Source organism: Streptomyces sp. YIM S03343, from assembly GCF_054729195.1.
The window spans coordinates 6,296,179-6,321,741 of sequence record NZ_JBPUKX010000001.1; the positions used below are offsets into that span (position 1 = coordinate 6,296,179).

Annotated in this window: 28 protein-coding genes and 3 pseudogenes; 13 read left to right on the forward strand and 18 right to left on the reverse strand. The window is 68.8% G+C overall.

Annotation, left to right across the window (positions count from 1 at the left end; translation table 11 throughout):
• Positions 1-125: 125 nt before the first annotated feature.
• The 9 genes from nirD to ACSYGN_RS27500 all read right to left on the reverse strand — a co-directional run bounded on the left by nirD (position 126) and on the right by ACSYGN_RS27500 (position 9,681).
• Positions 126-476, reverse strand: a complete 351-nt coding sequence (gene nirD, locus ACSYGN_RS27460) for a nitrite reductase small subunit NirD (protein ID WP_460400140.1) — start codon at positions 474-476, stop codon at positions 126-128.
• Positions 473-3,082: a nitrite reductase large subunit NirB gene (gene nirB, locus ACSYGN_RS27465; protein WP_460400142.1), complete on the reverse strand. Its 2,610-nt coding sequence runs from the start codon at positions 3,080-3,082 to the stop codon at positions 473-475. The genes nirD and nirB overlap by 4 nt, the downstream gene beginning before the upstream one ends.
• Positions 3,082-4,362, reverse strand: coding sequence for an NAD(P)/FAD-dependent oxidoreductase (locus ACSYGN_RS27470; protein WP_460400144.1), 1,281 nt, complete (start codon positions 4,360-4,362; stop codon positions 3,082-3,084). Before ACSYGN_RS27470 ends, nirB begins: the two co-directional genes overlap by 1 nt.
• Positions 4,363-4,540: 178 nt before the next feature.
• A complete protein-coding gene (locus tag ACSYGN_RS27475) occupies positions 4,541-5,221 on the reverse strand; it encodes a biliverdin-producing heme oxygenase (protein WP_460400146.1) in 681 nt (226 codons plus the stop codon).
• The gene (locus ACSYGN_RS27480; RefSeq protein ID WP_460400148.1) at positions 5,218-6,324 is read right to left on the reverse strand and encodes a polyprenyl synthetase family protein; all 1,107 of its coding nucleotides are present in this window, start codon (positions 6,322-6,324) and stop codon (positions 5,218-5,220) included. Before ACSYGN_RS27480 ends, ACSYGN_RS27475 begins: the two co-directional genes overlap by 4 nt.
• 141 nt (positions 6,325-6,465) lie before the next feature.
• Entirely contained in the window at positions 6,466-7,059 is a 594-nt protein-coding gene (locus ACSYGN_RS27485; protein WP_460403783.1) for a class F sortase, read from the reverse strand.
• A 201-nt stretch (positions 7,060-7,260) separates the two neighbouring features.
• A complete protein-coding gene (locus ACSYGN_RS27490; RefSeq protein WP_460400150.1) occupies positions 7,261-7,806 on the reverse strand; it encodes a hypothetical protein in 546 nt (181 codons plus the stop codon).
• 320 nt (positions 7,807-8,126) lie between these two features.
• Positions 8,127-9,110, reverse strand: coding sequence for an NADPH:quinone reductase (locus ACSYGN_RS27495; RefSeq protein WP_460403785.1), 984 nt, complete (start codon positions 9,108-9,110; stop codon positions 8,127-8,129).
• 1 nt (position 9,111) lies between these two features.
• The gene (locus tag ACSYGN_RS27500) at positions 9,112-9,681 is read right to left on the reverse strand and encodes a PadR family transcriptional regulator (protein WP_460400152.1); all 570 of its coding nucleotides are present in this window, start codon (positions 9,679-9,681) and stop codon (positions 9,112-9,114) included.
• Positions 9,682-9,817: 136 nt separating this feature from the next.
• On the opposite strand from ACSYGN_RS27500, the gene ACSYGN_RS27505 reads away from it, so the two are divergent.
• Entirely contained in the window at positions 9,818-11,179 is a 1,362-nt protein-coding gene (locus ACSYGN_RS27505; protein ID WP_460400155.1) for an MFS transporter, read from the forward strand.
• A 48-nt stretch (positions 11,180-11,227) separates the two neighbouring features.
• Here the strand turns inward: ACSYGN_RS27505 and ACSYGN_RS27510 are convergent, their stop codons facing one another.
• Positions 11,228-12,718 (reverse strand): hypothetical protein, encoded by a 1,491-nt coding sequence (locus ACSYGN_RS27510; protein ID WP_460400157.1) that lies wholly within the window; start codon positions 12,716-12,718, stop codon positions 11,228-11,230.
• 434 nt (positions 12,719-13,152) lie between these two features.
• Here ACSYGN_RS27510 and ACSYGN_RS27515 point away from each other — a divergent pair, with 434 nt between their 5' ends.
• Complete coding sequence (locus ACSYGN_RS27515) at positions 13,153-13,290, forward strand: RICIN domain-containing protein (protein WP_460400159.1); 138 nt, start codon at positions 13,153-13,155, stop codon at positions 13,288-13,290.
• Positions 13,291-13,409: 119 nt separating this feature from the next.
• Here ACSYGN_RS27515 and ACSYGN_RS27520 read toward each other — a convergent pair whose 3' ends face one another.
• The gene (locus ACSYGN_RS27520; protein WP_460400161.1) at positions 13,410-14,561 is read right to left on the reverse strand and encodes a metallopeptidase domain-containing protein; all 1,152 of its coding nucleotides are present in this window, start codon (positions 14,559-14,561) and stop codon (positions 13,410-13,412) included.
• A 473-nt stretch (positions 14,562-15,034) separates the two neighbouring features.
• Between ACSYGN_RS27520 and ACSYGN_RS27525 the strand changes: the two genes are divergently transcribed.
• Positions 15,035-15,406 carry an AAA family ATPase gene (locus ACSYGN_RS27525; protein WP_460400163.1) on the forward strand — a complete coding sequence of 124 codons (372 nt, stop codon included), beginning with the start codon at positions 15,035-15,037 and terminating at the stop codon, positions 15,404-15,406.
• 1,033 nt (positions 15,407-16,439) lie between these two features.
• Here the strand turns inward: ACSYGN_RS27525 and ACSYGN_RS27530 are convergent.
• Positions 16,440-16,634, reverse strand: a complete 195-nt coding sequence (locus tag ACSYGN_RS27530; protein ID WP_460400165.1) for a DUF397 domain-containing protein — start codon at positions 16,632-16,634, stop codon at positions 16,440-16,442.
• A 3-nt stretch (positions 16,635-16,637) separates the two neighbouring features.
• Positions 16,638-17,525: a helix-turn-helix domain-containing protein gene (locus ACSYGN_RS27535; RefSeq protein WP_460400167.1), complete on the reverse strand. Its 888-nt coding sequence runs from the start codon at positions 17,523-17,525 to the stop codon at positions 16,638-16,640.
• Between the two features lie 190 nt (positions 17,526-17,715).
• Here ACSYGN_RS27535 and ACSYGN_RS27540 point away from each other — a divergent pair.
• From ACSYGN_RS27540 to ACSYGN_RS27550, 3 genes and pseudogenes are all read left to right on the forward strand, one after another.
• Positions 17,716-18,078, forward strand: a pseudogene (locus tag ACSYGN_RS27540) (ATP-binding protein); the annotation flags it as partial.
• Positions 18,079-18,180: 102 nt separating this feature from the next.
• Complete coding sequence (locus ACSYGN_RS27545) at positions 18,181-18,429, forward strand: hypothetical protein (protein ID WP_460403787.1); 249 nt, start codon at positions 18,181-18,183, stop codon at positions 18,427-18,429.
• Positions 18,426-18,671 carry a hypothetical protein gene (locus ACSYGN_RS27550; RefSeq protein WP_460400169.1) on the forward strand — a complete coding sequence of 82 codons (246 nt, stop codon included), beginning with the start codon at positions 18,426-18,428 and terminating at the stop codon, positions 18,669-18,671. Before ACSYGN_RS27545 ends, ACSYGN_RS27550 begins: the two co-directional genes overlap by 4 nt.
• A 92-nt stretch (positions 18,672-18,763) precedes the next feature.
• Here the strand turns inward: ACSYGN_RS27550 and ACSYGN_RS27555 are convergent.
• Together ACSYGN_RS27555 and ACSYGN_RS27560 are read right to left on the reverse strand one after the other, a co-directional pair.
• Positions 18,764-19,092, reverse strand: a pseudogene (locus tag ACSYGN_RS27555) (low molecular weight phosphatase family protein).
• Between the two features lie 52 nt (positions 19,093-19,144).
• On the reverse strand, positions 19,145-19,312 hold the full coding sequence (locus tag ACSYGN_RS27560) for a hypothetical protein (RefSeq protein WP_460400171.1): 168 nt from the start codon (positions 19,310-19,312) through the stop codon (positions 19,145-19,147).
• A gap of 136 nt (positions 19,313-19,448) precedes the next feature.
• On the opposite strand from ACSYGN_RS27560, the gene ACSYGN_RS27565 reads away from it, so the two are divergent.
• A complete protein-coding gene (locus ACSYGN_RS27565; protein ID WP_460400173.1) occupies positions 19,449-19,937 on the forward strand; it encodes a GNAT family N-acetyltransferase in 489 nt (162 codons plus the stop codon).
• A gap of 218 nt (positions 19,938-20,155) precedes the next feature.
• Here the strand turns inward: ACSYGN_RS27565 and ACSYGN_RS27570 are convergent, their stop codons facing one another.
• Both ACSYGN_RS27570 and ACSYGN_RS27575 read right to left on the reverse strand, forming a co-directional pair.
• Positions 20,156-20,575 (reverse strand): arsenate reductase ArsC, encoded by a 420-nt coding sequence (locus tag ACSYGN_RS27570; protein ID WP_460400175.1) that lies wholly within the window; start codon positions 20,573-20,575, stop codon positions 20,156-20,158.
• Between the two features lie 32 nt (positions 20,576-20,607).
• Positions 20,608-20,775, reverse strand: coding sequence for a hypothetical protein (locus ACSYGN_RS27575; protein ID WP_460400177.1), 168 nt, complete (start codon positions 20,773-20,775; stop codon positions 20,608-20,610).
• A gap of 91 nt (positions 20,776-20,866) precedes the next feature.
• Between ACSYGN_RS27575 and ACSYGN_RS27580 the strand changes: the two genes are divergently transcribed.
• From ACSYGN_RS27580 to ACSYGN_RS27600, 5 genes are all read left to right on the forward strand, one after another.
• A complete protein-coding gene (locus ACSYGN_RS27580; protein WP_460400179.1) occupies positions 20,867-21,175 on the forward strand; it encodes an ArsR/SmtB family transcription factor in 309 nt (102 codons plus the stop codon).
• Between the two features lie 17 nt (positions 21,176-21,192).
• A complete protein-coding gene (arsB, locus tag ACSYGN_RS27585) occupies positions 21,193-22,278 on the forward strand; it encodes an ACR3 family arsenite efflux transporter (RefSeq protein ID WP_460403789.1) in 1,086 nt (361 codons plus the stop codon).
• Between the two features lie 199 nt (positions 22,279-22,477).
• Positions 22,478-22,813, forward strand: a complete 336-nt coding sequence (locus tag ACSYGN_RS27590) for an ArsR/SmtB family transcription factor (protein ID WP_460400181.1) — start codon at positions 22,478-22,480, stop codon at positions 22,811-22,813.
• Positions 22,810-23,859, forward strand: a complete 1,050-nt coding sequence (locus ACSYGN_RS27595) for a permease (RefSeq protein ID WP_460400183.1) — start codon at positions 22,810-22,812, stop codon at positions 23,857-23,859. Before ACSYGN_RS27590 ends, ACSYGN_RS27595 begins: the two co-directional genes overlap by 4 nt.
• Positions 23,860-23,876: 17 nt before the next feature.
• The gene (locus tag ACSYGN_RS27600) at positions 23,877-24,119 is read left to right on the forward strand and encodes a thioredoxin family protein (RefSeq protein WP_460400185.1); all 243 of its coding nucleotides are present in this window, start codon (positions 23,877-23,879) and stop codon (positions 24,117-24,119) included.
• A 69-nt stretch (positions 24,120-24,188) separates the two neighbouring features.
• Here ACSYGN_RS27600 and ACSYGN_RS27605 read toward each other — a convergent pair whose 3' ends face one another.
• Entirely contained in the window at positions 24,189-24,554 is a 366-nt protein-coding gene (locus ACSYGN_RS27605) for an ArsR/SmtB family transcription factor (protein WP_460400187.1), read from the reverse strand.
• A 173-nt stretch (positions 24,555-24,727) separates the two neighbouring features.
• Here ACSYGN_RS27605 and arsM point away from each other — a divergent pair.
• A pseudogene (gene arsM / locus ACSYGN_RS27610) lies at positions 24,728-25,472 on the forward strand (arsenite methyltransferase); the annotation flags it as partial.
• Positions 25,473-25,563 lie beyond the last annotated feature (91 nt).

The following is a 25,563-nucleotide window of genomic DNA, read 5'->3' on the forward strand; positions in this document are numbered from 1 at the left end:
GAGAAAAGGAGGGGGCGGCACCCCGGGCGAGGCCTGTGCGGGGCCCGCGCGGGGAGCCGCCCCTTCGCGAGGCGAGCGGGGGAGCCGCCCTTTCGCGTGAGGCGGTCAGACCGGCGATCAGCGGGTCAGGCCGCCCTGACCTCGTACGCCGCCACCCGCACCGACTCGTCGTCCAGGCACTGCCCGGTCTCCAGGTCGAAGCGCTGCTTCAGCAGCGGGGAGGACACGAACGGGTGACCGGCGCTGGTGCCGGTCAGTCCGCGGGAGAGGACGGCCGCACCGGTGAACGGGTCACGGTTGTCGATGGCGTAGAGCCGGTCCGACCGGTCACGGAACACAGCGATCTGCCGTCCGTCCGCCAGCAGGGCCGCAACACCGCGGCCGGGCAGCAGCCGGTTCAGATCGCAGACCGTGAACCAGTCCTTCTCCAGCCGGATCTGGACGTTCAGGTCGGTCTTCTCGGGTGCCATGGTCATCGCTGGGCACTTCCTTCCAGGGGACGGTGGCCGATGGTGAGCAGTGGCAGGTCAGGTTTGATCTGGTCGCGCTCCGGGACGAAGCCGACGACCGGGTCGGGTGTGTCGGGGGCGTTGACGAAGGACACGAACCGGGCGAGCCGCTCGGGGTCGTTGATGGTCTCGGCCCATTCGTCGCGGTAGTGGGCGACGTGGTCCGCCATCAGCATCTCCAGTTCCTCGCAGATACCGAGCGAGTCGTGCACGACCACGTCCTTCACATGGCCGAGCCCGCCGGGGATCCGGTCCAGCCAGGACGCGGTGCGCTCCAGACGGTCCGCGGTGCGGATGTAGAACATCAGGAACCGGTCGATCAGCCGGATGAGTTCGCCGTCGGACAGGTCCTGCGCCAGGAGGTCGGCGTGGCGGGGGCTCGCGCCGCCGTTGCCGCCGACGTAGAGGTTCCAGCCGTTGGAGGTGGCGATGATGCCGAAGTCCTTGGACTGGGCTTCGGCGCACTCGCGGGCGCATCCGGAGACGGCTGACTTCAGCTTGTGCGGCGACCTGAGCCCCCGGTAGCGCAGCTCCAGTTCGATCGCCATCCGTACGGAGTCCTGGACGCCGTAACGGCACCAGGTCTGGCCCACACAGGACTTCACCGTGCGCAGCGACTTGCCGTAGGCGTGCCCGGACTCGAAGCCGGCGTCCACCAACCGGGTCCAGATCAGCGGGAGTTGTTCGACGCGGGCGCCGAAGAGGTCGATGCGCTGGCCGCCGGTGAGCTTGGTGTAGAGGCCGAAGTCCCGGGCGATCTCGCCGATCACGATCAGCTTCTCCGGGGTGATCTCACCGCCGGGGATGCGCGGGACGACCGAGTAGGAGCCGTTCTTCTGGATGTTGGCGAGGAAGTGGTCGTTGGTGTCCTGGAGCGCGGCCTGTTCGTCGTCCAGGACGTAGCCGCTGGCGCCGATGGTCGGCGCGAGGGAGGCGATGATCGAGCCGACGGTGGGCTTGCAGATCTCGCAGCCCTCGCTGCCCCGGGCGGCCTCGCGGCCGTGGCGGTCGAGCAGTTCCCGGTACGAGGTGATGCGCAGCGTGTGGACGATCTCGTAGAGCTGCTCGCGGGTCTGGGAGAAGCAGCCGCACAGCCCCTTGTCGACCTCGACGCCGGACGCCTCCAGTTCGGCGGTGACGAGCTGGCTGAGTACCTTGAGGCAGCTTCCGCAGCCCGTTCCGGCCTTGGTGCACTTCTTCACCTCGGGCACGGTGGTGCAGTTGTGCTCCGTCACGGCGGCGCGGATTGTGCCCTTGGTCACATTGTGACAAGAACATATGACCGCATCGTCAGGAAGGGCCGAGGGTCCCAGCTGGACTGGACCGCTCGCCCCCGCGGGGAGGACCAGTTGTTCCGGCGCCACCGGCGGGACGGAACCGGTGAGCGCCCGCAGTGTGCCGTACGCCTCAGCGTCCCCGACCAGGATTCCGCCCAGCAGGGTGCCGTCGCGGCCGATGACGAGCTTCTTGTAGAGACCGGCGCGGGAGTCGGAGTAGACGACGTCCAGGGAGTCCTCGGTGGTGCCGTGCGCGTCGCCGAAGGAGGCCACGTCCACGCCGAGCAGCTTGAGCTTGGTGGACTGGTCGGCGCCGGTGAAGGACGCCTCGTCCTCAGCGATCGTAGAGGCGGCCGTCAGCGCCTGCTCATAACCCGGCGCGACCAGGCCGTAGACCAGACCGTCCGCCGTCATCGCGCACTCGCCGATGGCGAAGACGTGCTGGTCGGTGAGGGTGCGGCACTGCTCGTCGACCGCGATGCCGCCCCGCTCGCCCACCGTGAGTCCGCAGTCCCGGGCGAGCTGGTCACGGGGCCGGATACCGGCGCTGAACACCACCATGTCGGTGGCGAGCACGGACCCGTCGGACAGCTTCATGCCGCTGACACGGCCGGACTCGTCGGTGACGATCTCCGTGGTGCCCACGCCCGTGTGAACGCCAAGCCCCATGTCCTGGATGGTGCGCAGCAGCGCCGCGCCACCGCCCTCGTCGACCTGCACCGGCATCAGCCGCGGCGCGAACTCCACCACATGGGTGATGACCCCGAGCCCCTTGAGCGCACCCGCGGCCTCCAGCCCGAGCAGCCCGCCGCCGACCACCGCACCCGTCGTGGCCTGCGCCTTCGCGTACTCCTCGATGGCGAGGACGTCGTCGATGGTGCGGTAGACGAAGCAGCCCTCGGCGTCCTTGCCCGGCACCGGCGGTACAAAGGCGTAGGAGCCGGTGGCAAGCACCAGGACGTCGTAGCCGAAGACCTCCCCCGAGCGGGCGGTGACGGTGCGCGCCTGGCGGTCGATGCTCTCGGCCGGGTCCCCGACGCGCAGCTCGATGCCGTGCTCCTCGATGAACGCCCTGTCCGTCAGGGACAGCTCATCGGGCGTCTGGCCGGCGAAATACGAGGTCAGATGCACACGGTCGTAGGCGGGGCGCGACTCCTCGCACAGCACGACCACCCGGTGCGTACCGGTCAGGCCGCGGTCGGCGAGCGCCTCGAGGAAGCGCTGGCCCACCATGCCGTGGCCGATGAGCACGATGGCGGGGCGGGAGAGATCCCCTGCGGATGCGGTCGTAGGCATCAGGAGCCTCCGTCATTGGTCAGCAGATGGAGCAGATGGCCGGTATCGGGGAGCGACTCTGCTCCCTCCCAGGCACGGGCGAGCACGCCGACGGTGCCGAGCGCGCCGACGAGGACCCCGCCGACCAGACGGTCGTCGCGAACGACGACTTTGCGATAGGTACCGCGCGTCGCGTCGGTGAGCTGGATCACGTCGTCGCCCGGCTCCGCCTCTGTTCGCCCGAATGCGGCGAGGTCCAGGACCTCGTCTCCGGAGAGCGTGAGGCGGGTGAGGGCGCGGGTGCCACTATATTGGAATTTGCTACTCGTATTTATGGACCCGACCGGCCCCCCTACTGGGACGAAGGTCTGTACCTCGGTCAGAACCCCGGCCAGCGTCTCGGCCTGTTCGAGCGCGGGAGCGGCGAAACCGTAGACGGTTCCCCCGTGCTGAGCGCAGTCGCCGACGGCATGGATGTGAGGGTCGGAGGTACGCAGTTCGTCGTCGACGATCACGCCGTTGTGCACCGCGAGCCCGGCCTCCTCGGCCAGCCCGGTGCGCGGGCGGGTGCCACAGGCGAGGACGACGAGATCGGCGTCGAGGGTGTAACCGTCGGCCAGCTCGACGGAGCGGACCCGCGCGGCGGCACCCGGGGTGCTGCCCTCGCAGCGCACATCACGCACCCGGCACTCGGTGTGCACCTCGACACCGAGATCCCGGAGGTACCCCCGGACGAGCTTCGAGGCACTCGGGTCGAGCTGGCGCTCCATGAGCCGTTCGGCCTGCTGGGCGAGCACCACCTGTGCACCGCGCGCGGCGAGGGCGCGGGCGGCGGACACACCGAGCAGCCCGCCGCCGATGACGACGGCGCGCACCCCGGGCCGTACCGCCTCGGCGAGTCCGAGACAGTCGTCCATGGTGCGGAACGCGTGGACGCCTTCGGGGAGTTCGCCGTGCCGCCCGGTGAACAGGCCGCGCAGCGGCGGCAGCACCGGATTGGACCCGGTGGCGAGCACCAGGGTGTCGTATGCGATCACCGAGCCGTCGGCGCAGCTCACGGTCCGCCCGGCGCGGTCGATCCCGGTGACCCGGCCGCGCAGCAGCCCGCCGGGCGCGGGCAGCGCGATCACCTCGGGCGCGTACCGTCCGGCCAGCACCTCGGCGAGCAGCACGCGGTTGTACGGCGCGTGCTCCTCCTCGCCGATCAGCAGCGGAGGCGTGCCGAGCTCACCGAGCCGCTGGGCGAGCCGTACGCCCGCGAGGCCGGCGCCGATCACCACCACACGCGAATTCGAGGTCATGCACGGCAGCGTGCGGGGCGGACGTTACCCGGCCGCATCACCCCTGTTTCCCGCGGGGAACGCTGCCCTCAGCGGGGGGCGGGGGGTGGTGTGAGGGGTCTGGGCGGGGGTGGGGGCGGCCTGTGAGGAGCTGGGGGGCGGGCTGTTTGCGCAGGTGGGAGTGGGTCGGCGAGATTGTCTACGAGGCGTGGGGGAGGAGGCCGGTGGAGAGGGCCTCGGTCACGGCGGCGGTGTGACGGTAGGCGCGCTCGGCTGCGGCGAGGACCTGGTCCTGGGCGTCGGCGTCGGGCAGTGCGGCGTCGAGGCGCGCGATCAGACGGCGCCACCGCTCGCGGTCACCGCTGGCGTAGTAGGCGACGCCGTCGGTACCGGCGGTGAGGGCGAAGGTGTCGCGGACGAAGCGGAGGAGATAGAGGGCGCCCATCGTGGAGCCTTCGAGGACGTAGAGGAACCCGAGGAGTTCGGGGGGCGCGGTGGTGGCGGTGCGGTGGATGTCGGCGACGAAGGCGCGGACGGCGGGCTCTGCGGTCCGGATCCCGAGTTGAGGGACTCCGGGCTCTGTGGTCCGGACTCCGGGCTGGGCGAAGTGGCGTAAGTCCCGCTCTATGAGGGGGAGTTTGGCGAGGGTGTCGTCGTAGACGGCGGTGACGGTGGGGGAGTTGCTGCGCGAAAGTTCCTCCTCCAGGGCGCCGAGTATGCCGTGGTAGGCGGTGAGTTGGCCTATGTAGCGGTCGAGGGGCAGGGTGCCGGAGAGCAGGGCGTGGGCGAACGGGGTGGCTTCGAGGGCGTCGTGCCAGGGCCGTAGGGCGGTGTGCAGCCGGACGGAGGCGGAGAGGGGTGCCGCGGTGGTGTCCGTCAAGATCCGCTCCCTGCTCGGCGTAGGGCGTCGTGGAGGCGGTCGATGAGGTGACCCTTGCGCTCGATGGTCAGATCGAAGTAGGCGGCGCTGTCCTCGGAGCGGCACACGGAGTGCACGGCGTCCTTGGCGGCCCGCTTCAGCTCGACGGCTTCGGCGGCGAGGTAGACGAGAGTGTCGTGGAAGTCGGGGTGGCCGAGGACGAGGTCCTGGAGTTCTTTGCCGGCGGGAGCGGCGTCTTCGAAGGGCGCGCTGAGCAGTTCCAGGAACACCCGGTTGCCCAGCCCGTCGAAGTCCTCGTGGAGGTTGGCGCCGCCGAACTCGGGGACGAGGTCGGTGAGATCGTTGAACAGCTGGCTGGCGAGCCCGAGTTGGCGCATGGCCTCGTCAAGGGTGTCTCGGTCCTCCGCGACGACACCGAGACCGGCGATGGCGGCATCGAGGGGCCTGCGGAAGAGGGTGCCGGTCTTGAGGACGGCGACGGACTCCCAGAAGCGCACGCGGTCGTCGCGGGAGGCGGCGAGCAACTCGGCGCGGGTGACGTCGGTTCGGGCGGCCAGGTCGGCGGCCTGCCCGGTGAACGCGCCGCCGATGCTCCGGACGAGACTGCTGACGACCTCGGGGTGGGCGGCGTACCGCAACGCCTCCGCGATCAGCCAGGACCCAGTGTTGAGTGCGACGGGTATGCCGTGGGTGACATGCAGCGCGGGCTCGCCGTACCGCATGTCGCTGCCGTCCTGGATGTCGTCGAGCACGACGGCGGCCTTGAGCAGGACGCGTACGGAGACGGCGGTGCGCCGGATGACGGAGAGATCGGCGAGATGGGCCTCGGCCCCGGAAACGTCCGGGAAACCACGGTAGTTGCGGTAGGCCCAGTAGACCAACGAGGGCCGCAGCGGAGCCTGCCCGCCGGGTGAGTCAGGGGTCGGGGGAAGGGCCTGCTGCCCCACCTTGGACCCGAGGGCATCGGCCACGGGAAAGGAGAGGCACCGTTGAAGGGCGCCGCCGTAGACGCCCGCCGCCCCCTCCGCCCCCTCCGCGGTACTCAACGCGCCCAGAAATAAGCGCAGATCGTCCTCAAGAAGCGCCGCGTCACGGCGCACCATCGCTTCTATCCGGTTCGCACACACAAGCGCATGGTCCGGCCGCCCCACAGATCCGGTCAAGATCGTCTTTTCGCCAGGTCGGGCATGTTTCCTGTGAATCTGGCCGATTCGCGCTCTGGACGCGGTGGCCGGGGTCGGAATTCACCGACTGCCGGTCAGATGGGCGAACACAACAACATTTCCCTGATATCCGGTGGCACGGGAATACCCGCCGCCACAGGTGATAACACGCAACTCAGGCCGATCTGCAGCCCCATAAACCTTCTGATCGGGGAATTCCTTGGCGGAATAGACCTTGACGGAGTCGACGACGAACAGGGCGACGCTCCCGTCGCGCCGGTCGACCTCGACGGTGTTGCCGCGTTTGAGGGCGCCCAGGTCGTAGAAGACGGAGGGCCCGTCGGCGTTGTCGACGTGGCCGGCGACGATGGCGGTGCCGGTCTCACCCGGGGTGGTGCCGGCCTCGTACCACCCGGCGAGGTCGGTCCGCTCGGGGGGCGGTACGTCGAGACTGCCGGAGGGGGTGAGCCCGAGACCCATGAGGGACGCGTCGACGTGGATGGCGGGGATGCGGATGCGGTCGGGAGGGGAGGGCGGCAGCGGGGGCACGGCGGGCCGCTCGACCCGCAGATCGACGCGCGCCTCGGCGGCGGGCTGCGGCGGCGGATGAGCCTCGGCCCCGCTGTGCAGCAGCAGGGCACCGGAACAGAGGGCGAGGAGGGTGACACCGGCTATGGAGACGCTGCCGAGGCGACGACGCGGGTACCCCGTACGACACCGGCTGCTTCCACTTCTGGTCCAGCTTCTGCTTCTGCTTCTGCGAGGCACAGGAACCCCTCTTTTCCGCCCTCTGTCCCCCTCCGGGCCACGAGGGGCGTCGGACCCGGAGGGGGAGGGGAAGTGCGGTACCGGCGGACGGACAGCGGAGGGTGTCCGTCAGATCCCGTCGCCTCTCGCCCGGCGATGCAGGAGCCAGGTACCGCCCGCGGCGGCGACGGCGAGAGCCGCCAGACCGGCCGCGGTCTGCACGGGGTCGGTCCCGAAGGCGCCACCGACCCCCGTCTTCACACTGCCGTGCGGAAGGCCACCACCGGCGGAGTGCGTGGGCTCAGGGCTGGGCGGCGGCGTCAGCGACACCACCAGATCCCCGCTGACCTCCTGCTTGCCGCCGGCACACTGGGCAACGATCTCGTACGTCCCCGGCTGAGCACTCTCCGGCACCCGGAACCGCCCGGCCGCACCGGTGCCGCCCGGCGAGGGCGCGAGCGTGAAGGCACCGCCGCCGACGGCACTGGCGTCGCCTGTGGCCTTACCCCGATCGGGGCAGTCGGTGGTCCTGGCGGTGACCTCGTCCCCGGGCACAGCGGTGGACGGCACCAGCTCCAGCACCTGCCCGTGGACGCCGTAAGCAATCCCGGCGGCCAGCCCACCGGCCCCGAGGGCAAGCGCGGCACTGGCCAGCAGACGAGCGCTACGACGCATCGGGACTCCTCCGGTTCCTGAGCGGTGCCTGCACTTCCGGTCGCTTCCGGTCACTTTTGAGGAAAGGGGGAGTGGGGCGGGGGCGCTCGCTGAGAGGGCGTCAGGAACGGGGGGAGGGGGTGGGTGATTGCCTCGGGCAAGGGGGTGTTTCCCCAGGTCAGCGGATTGGTTTGGGCCGCTCGGGGCCGCACGGCGAAAGAGTGGGGCGCGGGGGTGTGAACGGGTGACGGACCTGAAGCGTCGCGTATCGAACTTACGTTCCCTGGATTGTCCACACCCTGGCCGAACCATGCCCGAGCCGTCCGAGGGACTTGGCCCGCTTACGGTTGCGGGATGTCGACGAGTACGCGGCCGTGGAGTCCGGCGTCGACGCGGTTGTGGGCCTCGGTGATGTCGCTCAGTGGGTAGCGGGCGCCGGTCATGACGGTGAGGGCTCCCGTGGCAGCCGCGGCGGTGAGGTCGCGGGCGGCCTGGCGCTTGGCCTCGGCAGGGAAGTCGTCGCTGCCGAACATGCGCAGGGTGACGTTGTTGAACAGCAGGGGCCAGAAGGGGATTTCGGGGCGGTCGGCGCGGGTCGCGTACGCGGCGATGACCGCGTTGTCGCGTACGACGGCGCAGTCCAGGTCGGCGTTGTCGGACAGGGCGACCTCGATGACCCGGTCGACGCCTTCGGGCGCGTAGGCGCGGATCGCGGCGGCAGGGTCGGCGGCGTCGAGGGCGACGGCGTGCGCCACCGCCGTCGGGTCGACGCGCTCAAGGTCGGTGCCCCGCCGTACGGTGCCGATCACGGTGGCCCCGGCCCAGTGCGCGAGCTGCGCGGCCAGCGAGCCGACCGCGCCGAGGACGCCCTGCACCAGCACCACGCTGCCGTCGACGGGGCCGTCGGCGAAGACGGTGCGGTGCGCGGTGATGCCGGGGATGCCCAGGCTCGCGCCGAGGTCGTCGGAGAGGTGGTCGGGCAGGGGCACGGCCTGCGAGGCGGGGACGACGGTGTACTGGGCGGCGGTGCCGAAGGGGCGGTAGGACTGGGCCCCGTACACCCACACCCGCCGGTCGACGAGGTGAGCGTCGACGCCTTCACCGACCGCGTCGACGACTCCGGCCGCGTCGCTGTGCGGGATCACGCGCGGATACGGCATCGCCGAGCCGAGCCAGCCGCGCCGCTTCTTGGTCTCGCCGGGGTTGACGCCCGAGACCGTGACGCGGACCCGGACCTCGCCGGGACCGGGGGTGGGGTCCGGCAGCTCGCCGACCTGGAGCACCTCCGCGGCGGGGCCCTGCCTGTCGTACCAGGACGCGATCATCTCAGTCCTCCGGATCACGGGTCTGGGGCTTCTGCATCACATCCGCGCCCTCAGCGCCGTCGTCACCCAACGCCTCGTGGAGCCAGGCGCGTTCAGCGCGGTTGGTGGCGCGGGCGGTGAGGAGCATGCCGCGGCGGTAGGGGTCGGTGACCTGCTCGGCGCGCAGTGGCTCGTCACCGTCGTAGAAGAAGCTGGCAGGCGTCTCGATGAAGTCGAGGCGGCGGCGCAGCACCGCGTGCTGCTCGGCGGTGCCGGGCAGCAGGGAGAGGAAGGCGAGGATGGTGAACCACCGGGAGAAGTCGGTGATCTCGTGCTCGGCCGGCTCACGCAGGCGCCGGTACATGTCCTCGCGGCCCGCGGCGGTCAGGTTCAGCACATACCGGCTGCCGCCCGCTTCGGGGGCGGGGTGCCGCTCGATCAGTCCGGCCTTCGTCAGCCGGTTCAGCGCCGGGTAGAGCGTGCCGTCGCTGACCGGACGGCTGTAGTCGGTCAGCCGCGCGATGCGGTGGCGCAACTCGTGTCCGGGCAGGGGGCCTTCCGCGAGGAAGCCAAGTATCGCGAGTTCGAGCATGCACTCCAGCATGGCACATCGAAACGAGGTGCACATCGAAACGAGGTTTACATCGATTCGATGTTACGGTCGTCGTACCGCCGCCCACTGCGCAGCCACCCGGCCCAGCGCGTTCGCCGTCCCCCCAAGGCAGGTCATGGACTCTCTCGCATCGTCCCCGTCCCCGTCTCCGCCCGCGCCCGCATCGCCGCCGGCCGTCCTGCCCCGGTCCTCCATCGTGGTGGCGGCTCTGTCGACCGTGGTCGAGTGGTACGACTTCACGCTGTACCTGTACATGACCACCGTGTTGTCCCGGGTGTTCTTCGGCTACGGCTCCTCCTCGCTCCTGGTGACCCTGGCGGTCTTCGCCGTCGCCTACCTCATGCGTCCGCTCGGCGCGATGGCCTTCGGGCACGTCGGGGACCGGCTGGGTCGGCGCCGGGTGCTGCTGGTGTCGATGAGCGTGATGACCGCCGCGATGCTGGTCACCGCCCTGCTGCCCACCCAAGGACAGACCGGCGCCGCGGCCGGGGCCCTGCTGTTGCTGATGCGCTGCGTCATGGGCTTCGCCGTGGGCGGCGAGTACACCGGCGTCACCGCCTACCTGGTCGAAGGAGCCGAGCCCCGCCGCCGCGGCCTGGTCGCGTCCCTGGCCTCCGCCGCCAGCGAGATCGGCGCCCTGCTCGCCGCCGGGGTCGCGGCTCTCACCGTCACCTTCGTCTCCGGGCCCGACCTGGACGCATGGGGCTGGCGCATCCCCTTCCTGTTCGGATCCCTGCTCGCCGCGGGCGTCCTGATCGCCCGTTCGACCATGCACGAGTCCCCCGCCTTCACCCGGCACCAGCGGGAAGCGGCCGAGGACCGGGAGCGAAGCCCGCTCCTGACCACCCTGCGCACCCAACGGCCCGCCCTGTACCGCACCTTCGCGATCTCGGCACTCGCCTCGGTGACCTACTACGTCGGCATTACGTACGTCCCCACCTACCTCGGCGCCGTCAGCGGCTTCGGCGAGGCCGACGCGCTGAGGCTGTCCACGGTGGCCGCGCTCGCCGTCATCGTCGTCACACCGTTCGCAGGAGCCCTGTCCGACCGCATCGGCCGCCGCCCCGCACTCATGCTCTTCGGCACCCTGGCCGTGGTGTTGCCCCTGGCCATGTTCGGCCTCATGCTCCGGCGCAGCCTCGCCGCGGCACTGGTCGGAGCAGTCGTCCTGGCCTGCGTCGCGGGCGGCTTCAGCGCGGTTGCCGCCTCCGCGGTCGCCGAACAGTTCCCCGTCGCCCAGCGCCTGAGCGGCCTCGCTCTCGGAGCGACGGCCGCCACCGCACTCTTCGGCGGCCTGACCCCGTACGCCTCCCAGGCCCTGGTCGACGCCACCGGCTGGACACTGATCCCGGGCGCCCTCGTCACCGCCGTCGCCCTGGCGGCCCTCCCCGTCGTGGCCCGCCTCCCGGAAACCGCCCCGGCGGCCCGGACATCACGCCACGACAGCCCCGCTCGGGAGTCCAAGGCCCGCCGCTGACCGCATACGGCTCCTTGTCAGACAGCTTGGTGAGGCCTACTCGGCATCTCAGGTCGTGGCCTCGGCGGAGCCAGTCGGTTCCGTAGACCTCGTGCCGGTGCTCTCGCCCTTCGTGCCCGCCTCGATGGGGACGTAGCGCCGCCGTTGAAGCGCATCGCGTTCACTGTCCGGGATCGCCATCGACTCGGCGAGCACGGCGGCGAGCGCGTCCACTTGAGTGTTGTCGATGTCAGCACGGAGCAGCCACCGGAAGTTCTCGTCGCGCGTGATGAGGTCGATCGCCAGGCGTCCGCTTCTGTCCTGTGCTGCGGTCGCTGCTCGGACGTAGCGCACTTGGTCGATCGGGATGGCTTGACGGATCTCGCCCTGCTCAAGGAATGCGTTCGACTTGGCCGTAATGATGCGGCGATCCGTCACGGCGACCAGTGTCTTGGCAGCGGCCTTGTCCATCGCCGCCGTCAACTTCTCCTTCGCTCCGCCGACGATCGTGGAAAGGGGACCGAGGGCATCGAGCTGGTCGGGGAAGCCGAGGGCACGTAGGGCCTCACCGTCCTCGAGGAACCATCGCAGGATGCGAAGGTACGGCGCGAGAGGCAGCGACTCGGGTGCGCAGACGACGTCCGGAGCCTCGAGCGGAGGGGCCGGCGGACGGAGAGCATCGGCGAGAGGCTCGATCGCCTCCAGAAGACGGGCGGAGATCTCGCGGGCCGCCTTTGCATCCTTCCGCTTCGCCGTCAATGACTGTGACAGTGTCTCGCGTCCGGGGAGCAAGGCGATGGTTCGCAGCACCCGCGTCAGCGAGTCGACGAGGCTTGTCGTCTCGGCGAGAGCGGAGTCGAGCTCTTCGCGAGTGTCGCGCGCGATGATGTCGACGAGCCGCGCCTCGGCGGCGTCGTCGGGGCCGGCGGCCCTGGCCCGTGCGGCGTGGAGCGCCTGATATCCGGTCCATGCCTTGAGGGAGGACAGGAGGGCGTTGGCGTCGAAGAAGATCGCCGCGGCGTTCGTCTGGAGATACTCACGGCGGCCGCGCGGGTCGAGCTCATGGATCTGCCCGATGTGGTCGCGGACGTTCAGCCGGTACAGCTCGAGCTGCTTACCCAGGTCCGCCTCCTTGTCCGCGACCTTGTGCCACAAGGTGGTCGGTACCGATCCGACCTCTCGCGCGTGGTCGACTGCGCGATCGACGGTGGCGACGAGGCCCGTCAGTTCGGCCCACTGCTCGTTGCGGATGGTGGTGAGTACCTGGCTTGTCAGTGCGATGTTGGTCCTGGCAAGGCGCGTGACCTCACTCAGCTGCATCTGGAGGCCGACCATGGCCAGCGCGGGCCCGATCGCGGCCGCGGTCTGCGCCGCGCTCACCGCGGTCAAGGGGATGAGGCGGGCCTGACCGGCTATCTTGCCGCCCGCGAACACTGCTCCGAGGTTCGCGCCGTCCTTGACGGCGAGCGTTCCGCCGGCCTTCAGCAGCGCCTGTGTCGCGTCGCTGAGCCTGTAGAGCCCCTGCACACTAGCGAGTGTGTTTCCGAGGTTGCCGGCCACGGTTGCTGTGTTCCCTATCGTGGCGAGGGCTGTGGAGATCTGCTGGCGGTCGGCGGCCGAGACGAGCCCGAAGTCGATCAGATCGGGCTCGAGTTCCGCCGGGACCTCACCGCAGACGACAGCAACCCCTGGGAGCACCTCCACCAGGACCGTCGATGCGGTCGTCGTCGAGTCCGAAGGGTCCTGCATGCGATTTCCTCCCCCACGAGGGCGCGCAACGGCCAGACGTCGTCGGCGTTCGCTGCCGAAGTCCTGCCGAAGTCTAGCGAGTGTCCCGATATGCCCAGGAGATCACTCCTTCCAAGAACCGCTATTCGGGAGGGCGGGAAGATGGCCTGGTCACGCTGGGTGCCGTGGTTGAGCGCCTGGTCCCGGGTTGCGTAACTCACCCGGTTGAAGGCGATGCGGGACATGCATGTCGAGTCTGCTTGTATATGCCGGTCAGCCAGGCGTACTTCAACGCGGGAACCGGAAAGTGCCTGGACCCACTGGAGAACGCCGTGCTGGGCGCCCGCCTTCGCGTCTACGACTGCCTGGGCAACAGCCTCCAGAAGTGGCGGCCCATTCCCTAGCCCGCGTATCCGAGTCACCCCCAATGGCCCCGGTCTCCTGGTGCAGACGCACCGCGAGACCGGGGCTCACCCCACGTCAGGGGATGCTGAGGGAGAGGAAGAGCCGTCAGCCGCCGTGGCTACCACTTGATGGCGTTCACCGTGCTGTTGTAGGCGTCGGCGGACCGAACGGTGAACTGGACGTTGGTGGCCCGGTCGTAGAAGGTCTGGCCCGGCTGCCAGGTGGCCATGTCCAGCGTGCCGCAGCCTGCCGACGGCGTGGCGGCGTTGGGGTTGGACACCACGCGGATCGGTCCCTGGCCGTTCGTCACGGAGGTGTCGACTTTGTAGATGACAACGCCGGAGGAGCAGGCACCGGAGTCGTTGTAGGCCTTCCTGCGGGCCTCGGCGACGTAGGCGGTGGTGGTGCCGGTTTTGACCACCAGCAGCTTGGCGCCGCCGGTGTACTCCACCCCGTTCAAAGTGGCGGTGTTCTGGGTCTTGTTCTGCCACACGCACACGACCTGGTCGTCACCGGTCCAGCCGAACTTCCAGGAGAGCCAGCCGAAGTACTGCGGGGCGGCTCCGGCCACATAGCCCATGACATCCCAGCCGCCGACGTACCGGTGCTGATCGCCGCTGAAGGCGTACAGGTCGGGTGCTCCGAAGGCGTGCGCGGTCTCGTGGGCGGCCACCTTGTGACCCCAGTGCCACATGTCGGTGCCGAACGTCACCGCCCAACGAATCGTCGTGCCCTTGATGACGATCGGTCGGGTGGGGGTCCAGAACCATGCGTGGGAGCCGCTGACCTGGGAGTGGGCGGTGGAGACGATGTAGAACATGTCGTACCCGGCCAGGTCGCCGCCGCCGTCGGCCGCGGCCCGGAGCGCGTCGGTCACGTACCGGGAGTGCTGCTGGTAGGTGGGGCTGGAGGTGCCGTAGGCGTTGGAGGCGGACGGCATCCGGACCCACCGGTTCACCACCGGTCGCATGTTCAGCCAGGTCTTGCCGTACGAGGCGTTCCACACCCAGTCGGCGGCCGGGGACAGGAGGTTGTAGTAGTCCGCGACATCGCCGGCGCCGGCCACGTCGGGGAAGTCCACGTAGACCACGCCGATGTTCTTGGTGCCGAGGGGATTCAGGAACTGGGTGTAGTCGGTGTTCTGGCCCTCGTTGACCGTGTTTCCCTGGCCCTGCAGCGCGCACTGCGAGGTACTTCCGTTGACGGCGCTGGCGCGCTGGGCGGGGACGGTGGTCAGGGCGAGCAGGGCCGCGAGGGCGCACAGGGCCAAGAGGGGGAGCGGGCGCCGCGTTCGGTAGATCCGGAAGCGCATTGCATGTCTGTCCCGGAGTGGGGGACGCGGGCTACGGCCGGTCGGCTGCGGTCTTCCTCTCTCACACGGCAACCGGGTCACCTCGTAGGCCCGACCTTCCGCCGGAGCCCCACCGCGCGGTACTTGCATCTCATTCATGGGACGACCATCGCGGCCACAGTGAGACAGACGTGACTTAATACGGTCAAAACCGCCCCGAGGGGTGAAACGGAGGGCGCCTCAGCGCAAAACGGAGTCAAGGACGTCCGGCACATGGGCAAGCCGTCTGGCCGCGGCCCCGGCCGCTGGCGCACCTATTGCGCCCTCACCCTCGAAGGACACTGCGCCGCAGCCCACGAAATCCAATGCCGTGACGCTGTTCACGTCCAGCGGAGCCCGGCATCCCCGCAGCTCCAACCCGACCAGACACGACATCACTCCACACTGACGTCGTGACCGACAACGTCTTCGTGATCGTCTCCGGCCTCCCCACCAGCGGAAAGAGCACCCTGTCCCGCCGTCTCGCCGATCAACTGGGATGGCCTCGCATCGACAAGGACGCAATCATGGAAGCCCTCTTCGACTCCCTCGGCGTCGGCGACCACACATGGCGCCACCGGCTCAGCCGCGCCGGCGACGACCTCCTCTTCACCATCGCAGCCCAGGCCAAACAAGCCGTGCTCGACAACTGGTGGCAACCGCGACACCGCACCCCAACGCCTACGCCGGCTCAATTCCCGCCTGATCGAGATCTTCTGCGACTGCGACCCGGCACTCGCCGCCGAGCGCTTCCAGAAACGGGTCTGCCACCCCGGCCACCTTGACCCGCAACTCACCGCCGAGCAAGTCGCCGAACGCGTCGGTACGATCCGCGCCACCTACCCAGGCCCACTGCGACTGGGCGGACCCCTGCTGACCGTCGACACCAGTCAACCGCTCGACATCACCGCCGTAGTCAAGGACGTCCGCGCACTCCTCGATGCCTGACCGGCCCGGCCACGCACGACGCCAGATGCCGCAACCCACGCACCGTAAGAATCGGACACCTTGCTGTCGAGGTCGCAGTGGGGGTCTGTCGTTGGTGCGGCGCCCTACCGGGTGCGGCATCTCTGGTCAGGTCTACGTCCGCTGAGCGTGCATCATGTTGGCTCGCCGACGTGCATCACTTCAACCCGAGAAGCAGCCCCAATCCACACCAGAAGGACCCCCAGGCGGCAAAGAGGAGAAGATCCGTCAGCCTCCATGCCCGAGTCCTCTCTATTTTCGATCCCGACTCCGGAGGAAACTCCGTACGGGATGACTCGATCCATGCGTTCATTGCCCGGCATCTCGACTTCAGGTACGGATGCCCAGGGATTCCGTAGAACGGATACGAAGTGAGCGCGTCGAAATCGATGCGCTGCCCCTCTCGCAGTTCAATGCTTACGCCTTGATCGTAGACGAAGCGTTGTACAAGTGGCATCGGGATGCGCGTTACCGTAAATGCGTCTACGAGCACGACTTTAGACGCGGAGATGCGGACATGTGGCCGCACGGCATCCACCCAGAATGCCCACGCCAACAGTGCCGAGCACACGCTCAGAACATAGTCTGGGTGTGTCGACGAATTGGAATCCCCAACGGTGCCAAGTGCTGCCGAAATGCCCAGGCATGCAAGGACACCGGAAAATCCGAAGGTAGTACGCGGAGTATTGAAGAAGGTTCTGGTGGGGTGTCGCGACACGATTTCAACGCCTAACAACGCCTGGTAACGGGATGAGATTCGGCGTGCAGGGCGGTGCAGCCGTAAACGTGACCAGTTATACCGCACCATTGACGTGTCGTGACTCCATCCCGCCATGGCGGGCGGCGGTGATCTCAGTAGTGGCTTGGAGGTGTGAGAAGCAGGGCTTCCAGGAAGTTTGACCAGGCCTCAGGGGTTATTCGGATGCGTGGGCCTGTGGGGTTCTTGGAGTCACGTATCGCGACCGTGGTGGGGACGTTGGTGGCTATCTCGATGCACTCGGCCACCTGATCGCTGTAACTGGACTTACGGTACTGGAAGTACGGCACGGTTCACCGTTCCCTTCTCAATTTGCGGAGGAGTGATGCCGAGGCGTTCGTGTCCAAGGAGTGTTCGCTGATCGTTTCGAACAGTCCGCCGTAGGCCAACGCCCTGTCACCGCCTTCTTCCCATCGTTGGGTGAAGGGCGTCTCCGCGTAGACGATGTCCATGGCTCCCGGTTCGGCGAACGACAGAATGTTGAACGGGCCATTCAATCCCGGATGGGGGATTCCGCCGAAGGGGAAGATCCGGATCGAGATGTTCGAAAGCTCGGTCATCTGCAAGAGATGGTCAAGTTGTCCATGGGCCGTTGTGGCGCTGCCAGGGAGATTGTGGAGAACCGCTTCGTAGACCACCATCTGCAGTGTCAGCGGCGAGTCCTGGGACAGGCGTTGCTGGCGAGCGAGTCGAGCGGCGACGAACTCATCGTCACGCTCTGGACCCTTGACCTCGGGAGTGGTGAGGCACTCTCGCAAGGCCGTTGCGTATGCGGGCGTTTGGAGCAGTCCGGGGATGAATGCGGGCTGCCAGGCTTTGATCGTCGTCGCCACGCTTTCCAGGCTGACGTATTCCTGCATGACGCCGTGGATCGGATGGTCGTTCCACCAGCCCTTGGCCTTGCGGCGCTCGCGGTCGACTCTGGCCAACTCCAGGAGGGCGCCGACGGCACCGGGGTCGTGAACTCCGTACAGCTCGCACAGGGCCCGGATGTCCGGGTCGCGGACGGGAACCCAGCCGCCCTCCATCTTCGCGACCTTCGCCGTGGACGCGGTGAGTACTTTCGCGGCCTGGGGCTGGGTGAGGCCTGCTGTGGTGCGGAGTTTGAGGAGTTCGGCGCCGAGCCTGCGTCCGAGGACGCTGGATGTGCTGTTGCCCTGACGTGCCTGACTCGCTGTCACCTGGTCGCTCCTTCGGTGGCGTGCGCGGCCAGTGTGCTGGGTCTGAGGCAGGGCTGGCAAACACGATCGGTGGATATCTACCGGGAAGAGGTTGAGTGGAGCTGGCCGTGAAGCTACCTTCGGTGACGAACTGCTCGCAGAGCGCAGCTGGTTGATTCCGTGCGCCCTCATGCCCGTGGAGGTGAGCGACATGGTCGCCCCCCAACCCCCTCTCCGGTACGACCGCCTCGACTACACCCCGCTCCCCAAGAGCGTCACCCTCGCCCGCCGCCGTACCCACCGGCTTCTCACCGAATGGGGGCACCCTGAACTTGCCGCCGACGCGGCCCTTCTCGTCTCCGAGCTCGGAGGTAACGCCGTGCTGCACGGAGTGCTTCGGGACCGCCTCTTTCGCGTGGAACTCACCCTTGGCGAAAGCGCCGTTCGGATTGCCGTCTCCGACCCGAAGGGGGAGTCCCTGCCGAGTCCGCGTGTCCCGTCCCAGGACGACATGTTCGGGCGTGGCCTGCTCATCGTCGGCGAGGTCGCGGACCGGTGGGGGGTCAGTCAGCTCGCCGTCGGCAAGTCCGTGTGGTGCGAGCTCGATGTCGTGCCCGGCAGGGCCCCGGCCGCATACCGTGTCGCCAGTACCGCAGCGTCGCCCAGGAGGACGATCATGGCCGAACCGTTGAGAACCTTCGTCGACGGCGCCGAGGTGGATGTCCCGAACAGCATCCCCGACATCCGCGCCGCCCTTCCCGAGGAGCGGCGCGAGGACTTCGACCACGCCATCAACGAGGCCGGTGTGCACGACATCCACGCCGTGATGCGGCACTGGATGCTGGAGGCCGTGCCGGACCCGGCGGCCGAGGCCCTGCTGCAGCGGCTCGCCGCAGACGAGGCCGAGAGGCGGGGCGCGGCTTGAGTTACCGCATCACCTACGCCCCGCCCGCCGACGACACCCTCGCCAAGATGCCCGACGCCGGGGCGTTCCGGCAGGCCATGGCGCGGACCGTCGGGCGGGACCCGTACGGACACGGTTCCACGGCCGTTCGCGGCGAACGCGACCGGCGCGAGGCCGCTGTGCTGGGCGCCATCGTCTTGTACTACGTCTCCGGGTCGGTGCTGACCGTGACCGTCGTCCGGCTCGTTCCCGGGCCGTCCTGAGCAACGCCCGCCCCGGCCGCATCGAGTGACCGGGGCGGCCGTCAATGCCGTGTGCCTGCCCGTCGATACGGGACCGTGCCCTGCCGCGGCGGTCAGACGGAGGCCGGGATACCGAGTTCGGTGGGCAGGCCGCGCACCCGCTGTTCGATGGCGTCGCGGATCGGTCGTACTGCCTCGATGCCCTGGCCCGCCGGGTCCTCCAACTGCCAGTCGAGGTAATTCTTGCCGGGGAAGACCGGGCAGAACCGGGCAGGCGCCCCCGTAGCCCGGTGGTGATGACGATGTCACGCCGCATAGCCACGGCTGGGGGGTCGCCCGTGGTGTCGGCGACAGGTCGTCGGCCGGGCGCGATGCGGCAGCCGTGTCCCCGTAGGGCGGTCGGCGCGCCGCTTGCCAGGCCAAGTTGAGCAAGCTCGCTCACACCGCGAGGCGGGTCGTGAGGCGGGACACGACCGCGGCGGAAGTGTGCAAGCTCAGTGGGCGCGGGTGTAGACGGTGAGCGCGAGCTGCACGCTGCGGTGCCAGGCGTCGGCCCGGCAAGCGGCATCGCACACCTGCGCACAGCTGTCGCAGAACTGGACACCGGCCAGGTGTTTGGCAGCAGAGCGGGCGCGGACCTTACGGATCAAGCCGGCTGCCATGATTCGCTCCTTGTTTCGATTTCCGTCTATGTGTCTTGCGCGCCCAGCATGGCACCTGATTTGATATGCGTCAACATAGACATTCATCGAACTAGAGGGATGGGTCACCGTGTCCAGACAAACCACACCACCGAGCGTGACCATCGTGCCTCTGACTGCCGCGCACGCCGACGAGGTTCTGGCCATCTATCAGGCGGGCGTCGACGAAGGCAACGCCACCTTCGAGACGACAGCGCCGACCTGGCAGGCGTTCGATGCTGCGAAGCTGCCCGAGCACCGCTTCGTCGCCGTCGACCAGCACGGGGCGGTGCTCGGCTGGGTCGCCGCCACCGAGGTCTCCGACCGCTGCGCGTACGCCGGTGTCGTGGAGCACTCCGTGTACGTCGCCCCCGCCGCCAGGGGCCGTGGAGTGGCCTCCGCGCTGCTCAAGGCGCTCATCGACTCCACCGAGGCGGCCGGGATCTGGACCATCCAATCCGGCATCTTCCCTGAGAACACCGCCAGCCTCGTCCTGCACCGGCAAGTCGGCTTCCGCGTCATCGGGACCCGGGAGCGCATCGGCCGCCATCACGGCCATTGGCGCGACGTCGTCCTCGTGGAACGGCGCAGCCCCGTTGTCGTGTGACTTCTGCCCCGATACGAGCCCCGCCGGCCGGCTGGCCCGCCCCGAAAGATCCAGTAGGCCTCACTCATCCATGGCGTGCGCCCCCTGCGAGCAGGTCCGGACGGTCGCCGCCCGCTGGCGGCCAGAGCGGAGCGCGTGGGGTTGTGTTTCATCCGGCCGTAAGTGCGGCTGGCAAACCGGTCAGGCGCGCGTCGGTGTCGTCGCGCACGAATGGCCGCTCACGCGGTCTTCTCCGCAGCGATCTCCTCGATCAGGCCCTCCGCCAGCTTCCTGATCTCGTCCCGGATCGGGCGTACCGCCTCGACGCCCTGGCCGGCCGGGTCGTCCAGCTGCCAGTCGAGATACGTCTTGCCGGGGAAGATCGGGCAGGCGTCGCCGCAGCCCATGGTGATGACGTAGTCGGATGCCTGGACCGCCTCGGTGGTGAGGACCTTCGGCTTCTGGTCGGTGATGTCGATGCCGACCTCGGCCATGGCCTCCACGGCGGCCGGGTTGACCTGGTCGGCGGGGAGGGAGCCTGCGGAGCGGACCTCGATCCGGTCGCCCGCGAGGTGGGTGAGGAATCCGGCGGCCATCTGGGAGCGGCCGGCGTTGTGGACGCAGACGAACAGCACCGAGGCGAGCGGGGCGGCAGACATAGGGCGTGCTCTTTCTTCGGGGTGTGGGTGGGTCAGTTGGGCGGCGAGGCCGGCGGGTCGGTGATCCGCGTGTTGATGTCGTCGCAGATGCTGCGCACGACTCTGATCGGGGCGCCGAAGGGGTCCGCAACCAGCCGGGCCGCGCCCGCGGCCGGTCTGGCGTCAGGCAGAACGGGAGGCGGTGAGGGGGAGGTTGGCATGGGAAGACCCTTCTGACGGGCCTGCAGATCGGCCGCGGCTTGTATCAGTCCCGGCTGGTATCAGCCTCAGCTGATGTGACAGTATCAGTCCATGCTGATGTCAGTCGACACTGACCTGTTGCGGGTGCTGTCCGATCCGCTCAGGTTGCAGATCGTGACCCTGCTGGCCCGCGAGACGCTGTGCACCACGCACCTGGTGGAGGAGACCGGCGCCCGCCAGACCAACCTGTCCAACCATCTGAAGGTGCTGAGGGACGCAGGTGTGGTGGACACCGAGCCCTGCGGCCGGTTCACCTACTACCGGCTCAGGCCCGAAGTCCTGGAGACCCTGGCGGGCCAGTTCGCCGAGCTCGCCGCCACCGCCCGCGCCGGCGCCGAGACGAAGAGGGCCTGCCCGTGACCTCCACCGAGCCCGCCATGACCCGTGCGGCGACCGGGGACTTGCCGGTCGCCGCACGGCTGTCCACCCTCGACCGCTACCTGGCGGTGTGGATCCTCACCGCGATGGCTGTCGGCCTCGGGCTCGGACGGCTCGTCCCCGGCCTGAACGACGCCCTCGCCGCGGTGGAGATCGGCGGGATCTCCTTGCCGATCGCCATCGGCCTGCTCATCATGATGTATCCGGTGCTGGCCAAGGTCCGCTACGACCGGCTCGACTCCGTCACCGGTGACCGCAGGCTGATGGTCTCCTCCCTGGTCATCAACTGGCTCGTCGGACCCGCTGTCATGTTCGGCCTGGCGTGGATCTTCCTGCCGGACCTGCCCGGGTACCGCACCGGCCTGATCATCGTCGGTCTGGCCCGCTGCATCGCCATGGTCATCATCTGGAACGACCTCGCCTGCGGCGACCGCGAGGCCGCCGCCGTCCTGGTCGCCCTCAACAGCGTCTTCCAGGTCCTCGCCTTCGGCCTGCTCGGCTGGCTCTACCTGGACCTGCTGCCCGGCTGGCTCGGCCTGGGCGACGGCAGCCACCTGAACATCTCCATGGTGAAGATCGCCCTCAACGTGGTCATCTTCCTCGGCATCCCGCTCGCCGCCGGATTTCTCACCCGCCGCCTGGGCGAGAAGAAGCTCGGGCGTACCGGCTACGAGGCCAGGTTCCTGCCCAGGATCGGGCCGTGGGCGCTGTACGGGCTGCTGTTCACGATCGTCATCCTCTTCGCCCTCCAGGGAAAGACGATCACCTCCCAGCCGCTGGACGTAGCACGGATCGCGCTCCCGCTGCTCGGCTACTTCGGCGTGATGTGGTTCGGCACCTTCGCGCTGGGCAAGGCCATCGGCCTGCCCTACGACCGCACCGCCACCCTCGCCTTCACCGCGGCGGGCAACAACTTCGAGCTGGCCATCGCCGTCGCCATCGCCACCTTCGGTGTCACCTCCGGGCAGGCCCTGTCCGGGGTCGTCGGCCCGCTCATCGAAGTCCCGGTCCTGGTGGCACTGGTGTACGTCTCGCTCGCCTGGCGCAAGAGCTTCGCCCGGGGTGCGGCGGTGCTGGAGACGTGAGGTGGCGTGAGGGCCGCCCGACCCTCGTGAAGGGACGTAGGTCCCCTGACCTCGCCCGCTCCGCAGACACAGCATGGAGACGAACAGTTCAACGTCTCTTGAATCGACCGAGCCGAACAGGACTCTGCCACTCCCGCTGCGGGAAGCGCCGGGAGCGTCCGGTCCCCTGTCGTCCATATCAACCAGAATTGAACCGACGATGACCGAAGTGACGTTGCCCGGCGACGTGCCGACCGCTGCCGGGACCACGGGTGTGGACAGGTCGGTGGCCCTGCTCCAGGCCGTGGCCGATCCCGTGCGGTGGTCGCTGCTACAGCAGTTGACGCACGGTCAGGCCTGCGTTTGCCGGTTGCAGGAGCAGCTTCCGATCCCGGCGAACCTGCTCAGTTACCACTTGAAGGTGCTGCGGGAGGCCGGACTGGTCGTCTCCAGCCGTCGGGGCCGCTGGATCGACTACGCCCTTGCCGGGGACGCGCTCGCCCGCCTGCACGCCGCCCTTCCGGGGCTGCCCGCACCCGGAAAGGTGGAGCTGTGAGCATCGCCGAGCACCTGCCCGCCTCGCCCACCCGGCGGCGCCTGGTGCTGGCCGGTGCCGCGCTCGTGTGGGTGGCCGCCTACCAGGCCAACGGCTGGGTGTGGGACCGGCTCCTGTACGACGCGGTCGGCCTGGACCCTTCCGACCGGCTGACGGAAACGGTCCACTTCTTCTGCTACGACACCGTCAAGATCACCCTGCTGCTGGCCGGGATCATCTTCGTCGTCACCGTGCTGCGCTCCTACATGAGCATCGAACGCACCCGCGCCCTGCTCGGCGGCCGTCGCGAGGGCGTCGGCAACGTCATGGCCGCCGGGCTGGGCGTCGTCACCCCGTTCTGTTCGTGCAGCGCGGTGCCCGCGTTCATCGGGTTCGTCGCCGCAGGGGTCCCCATCGGGGTGACCCTGAGCTTCCTCATTGCCAGCCCCCTGGTCAACGAGATCGCCATCGGGCTGCTGGTCTCCCTGTTCGGCTGGGGCATCGCAGCCCTCTACATCGGCGCCGGACTCCTCGTGGCCATCGGCGCAGGCTGGACCCTGGGCCGCCTCGGCGTCCAGCGATGGGTCGAACCGTTCGTCTTCGAGACACGCCTCGGCGGCCAGGTCATCGACTCCACCGCCGGACTCACCGTCAGCCAGCGCGTTCAGATGGGCGTCGAAGAGGTCGGCAGCATCCTGCGCAAGATCTGGCCCTACCTCCTGGCCGGTATCGGCGTCGGCGCCCTCATCCACGGCTGGGCCCCTGAGGACTTCTTCACCCGCTACGCCGGACCTGGCAACGTCTTCGGCGTCGTGGTCGCCGTCGCCATCGGCGTCCCCCTGTACTCCAACGCCGCCGGCATCATGCCCCTGGTCCAGGCCCTCCACGAAAAGGGCCTGCCCATGGGCACTCTGCTCGCCTTCATGATGAGCGTCGTCGCCCTGTCCCTTCCCGAGATGATCCTGCTGCGCCGGGTCCTCAAGCCGCAGCTCCTGGCGACCTTCATCGCCGTCGTCGCCACCGGCATCACCGCCGTCGGCTACCTGTTCAACCTCATCCTCACCTGACCGAAGGACCCACGACCGTGATCATCAAAGTGCTCGGCCCGGGCTGCGCCAACTGCCAGACCCTGGAACACCACACCCGTGAAGCCGTCCAGGAACTCGGCCTGGACGCCACCGTCGAGAAGGTCACCGACTACGCGGCCATCGCCGGCTACGGCATCATGCGCACCCCCGGCCTGGTCGTCGACGACAAGGTCCTTGTCTCCGGCCGCGTACCGACCACCGCCCAGATCCGCGAGCTGCTCACCACGGCCGTCGGCTGACCGAACCCCCATCGCCGTCCCCGCAGCAGCCCTGTTCCCGCAGCAGGGCTGCGGCCTGTTACGGCCGCGTCAGCCGGTCGCGGCGGCGCCGAGCATCCCGCTCATGGCGGCCAGCACCGATGGTGCGACGCGGTAGTACACCCAGGTGGCGCGCCGCTCGGAGGTCAGCAGGCCCACATCCTTGAGCTTCTTCAGGTGGTACGACACGGTCGGCTGGGACACCCCGACCTCGGAGATGTCACACACGCACGCCTCCCCGTCCGGGGACGAGGCGATCCGCGAGAACAGCCGCAACCGCACCGGATCACCCAGCGCCTTGAACATCGCCGCGACCCGCTCGGACTCCTCCGCACTCAGCGGACGTTCGGTCACCGGCGGGCAGCACGGCACGGCCACGTCCGCCTCCACCACCGGCAGCATCTTCGCGTTCGACATGCCTCTATGTTGACAGATGTCGAAGCAGGCCGGAAGGTCGGGGCGCCGCATGATATCCATAGACTTCAATATTGACGTTTCTCGAATCTAGACGCAGTATTGCATCTACAAACGTCGATACAGCTGGGCTATGGGGGGGCAGCTCCCGCCCGGCCGGACGAAGGGGCATGACGATGAGCGAGACCTCCGCCGACCTGCGCGAAACCGTCCGCGAACGCTACGCGGCCGCCGCGACCGCGGTCACCGAGGGCGGCGCCGGCTGCTGCGGGCCGCAGGTGATCGAGGTGGACGAGAACTTCGGCTCCGGCCTGTACGCGGCGGACGAGCGCGACGCCCTGCCCGCCGAGGCCGTCGCCGCGTCCCTGGGCTGCGGCAACCCCACCGCCGTCGCCGAACTGCGCGAGGGCGAACGCGTGCTGGACCTCGGCTCCGGCGGTGGCATCGACGTCCTGCTGTCCGCCCGCCGCGTCGGCCCCACCGGCAAGGCCTACGGCCTGGACATGACCGACGAGATGCTCGCCCTCGCACTGGCCAACGCCGGTAAGGCGGGCGCCACCAACGTGGAGTTCCTCAAGGGCACCATCGAGGCCATCCCCCTGCCCGCGAACACCATCGACGTCGTCATCTCCAACTGCGTGATCAACCTGTCCACCGACAAGCCCGCCGTGTTCGCCGAGACCTTCCGCGTCCTCGCCCCCGGCGGCCGCATCGGCGTCTCCGACGTCGTCGCGGACGACACCCTCACCCCCGAGCAGCGGGCCGAGCGCGGTGAATGGGTCGGCTGCATCGCCGGAGCCCTCACCTTCACCGAATACCGTCAGGGCCTGGAAGCCGCCGGGTTCACCGATGTCGAGATCACCCCGACCCACACGGTCGCCGACGGTATGCACTCCGCCATCGTCCGCGCCACCAAGCCGGCAGACACCAAGCCGGCAGACACCAAGCCTGCCGACGCCAAGGACTCTGCCGCCCAGGCCGCATCGGGCGAGGCATGCTGCGGGGTCAGTGA

Excerpts from the sequence above, each read along its gene's own strand:
- nirD (WP_460400140.1), bottom strand. The coding sequence starts at position 476 with ATGACCATGGCACCCGAGAAGACCGACCTGAACGTCCAGATCCGGCTG.
- nirB (WP_460400142.1), bottom strand. The coding sequence starts at position 3,082 with ATGCCTACGACCGCATCCGCAGGGGATCTCTCCCGCCCCGCCATCGTG.
- ACSYGN_RS27470 (WP_460400144.1), bottom strand. The coding sequence starts at position 4,362 with ATGACCTCGAATTCGCGTGTGGTGGTGATCGGCGCCGGCCTCGCGGGC.
- ACSYGN_RS27480 (WP_460400148.1), bottom strand. The coding sequence starts at position 6,324 with ATGGTGCGCCGTGACGCGGCGCTTCTTGAGGACGATCTGCGCTTATTT.
- ACSYGN_RS27490 (WP_460400150.1), bottom strand. The coding sequence starts at position 7,806 with ATGCGTCGTAGCGCTCGTCTGCTGGCCAGTGCCGCGCTTGCCCTCGGG.
- ACSYGN_RS27495 (WP_460403785.1), bottom strand. The coding sequence starts at position 9,110 with ATGATCGCGTCCTGGTACGACAGGCAGGGCCCCGCCGCGGAGGTGCTC.
- ACSYGN_RS27500 (WP_460400152.1), bottom strand. The coding sequence starts at position 9,681 with ATGCTCGAACTCGCGATACTTGGCTTCCTCGCGGAAGGCCCCCTGCCC.
- ACSYGN_RS27505 (WP_460400155.1), top strand. The coding sequence starts at position 9,818 with ATGGACTCTCTCGCATCGTCCCCGTCCCCGTCTCCGCCCGCGCCCGCA.
- ACSYGN_RS27515 (WP_460400159.1), top strand. The coding sequence starts at position 13,153 with ATGCCGGTCAGCCAGGCGTACTTCAACGCGGGAACCGGAAAGTGCCTG.
- ACSYGN_RS27545 (WP_460403787.1), top strand. The coding sequence starts at position 18,181 with ATGGCCGAACCGTTGAGAACCTTCGTCGACGGCGCCGAGGTGGATGTC.
- ACSYGN_RS27560 (WP_460400171.1), bottom strand. The coding sequence starts at position 19,312 with ATGGCAGCCGGCTTGATCCGTAAGGTCCGCGCCCGCTCTGCTGCCAAA.
- ACSYGN_RS27570 (WP_460400175.1), bottom strand. The coding sequence starts at position 20,575 with ATGTCTGCCGCCCCGCTCGCCTCGGTGCTGTTCGTCTGCGTCCACAAC.
- ACSYGN_RS27575 (WP_460400177.1), bottom strand. The coding sequence starts at position 20,775 with ATGCCAACCTCCCCCTCACCGCCTCCCGTTCTGCCTGACGCCAGACCG.
- ACSYGN_RS27580 (WP_460400179.1), top strand. The coding sequence starts at position 20,867 with ATGCTGATGTCAGTCGACACTGACCTGTTGCGGGTGCTGTCCGATCCG.
- arsB (WP_460403789.1), top strand. The coding sequence starts at position 21,193 with ATGACCCGTGCGGCGACCGGGGACTTGCCGGTCGCCGCACGGCTGTCC.
- ACSYGN_RS27590 (WP_460400181.1), top strand. The coding sequence starts at position 22,478 with ATGACCGAAGTGACGTTGCCCGGCGACGTGCCGACCGCTGCCGGGACC.
- ACSYGN_RS27605 (WP_460400187.1), bottom strand. The coding sequence starts at position 24,554 with ATGTCGAACGCGAAGATGCTGCCGGTGGTGGAGGCGGACGTGGCCGTG.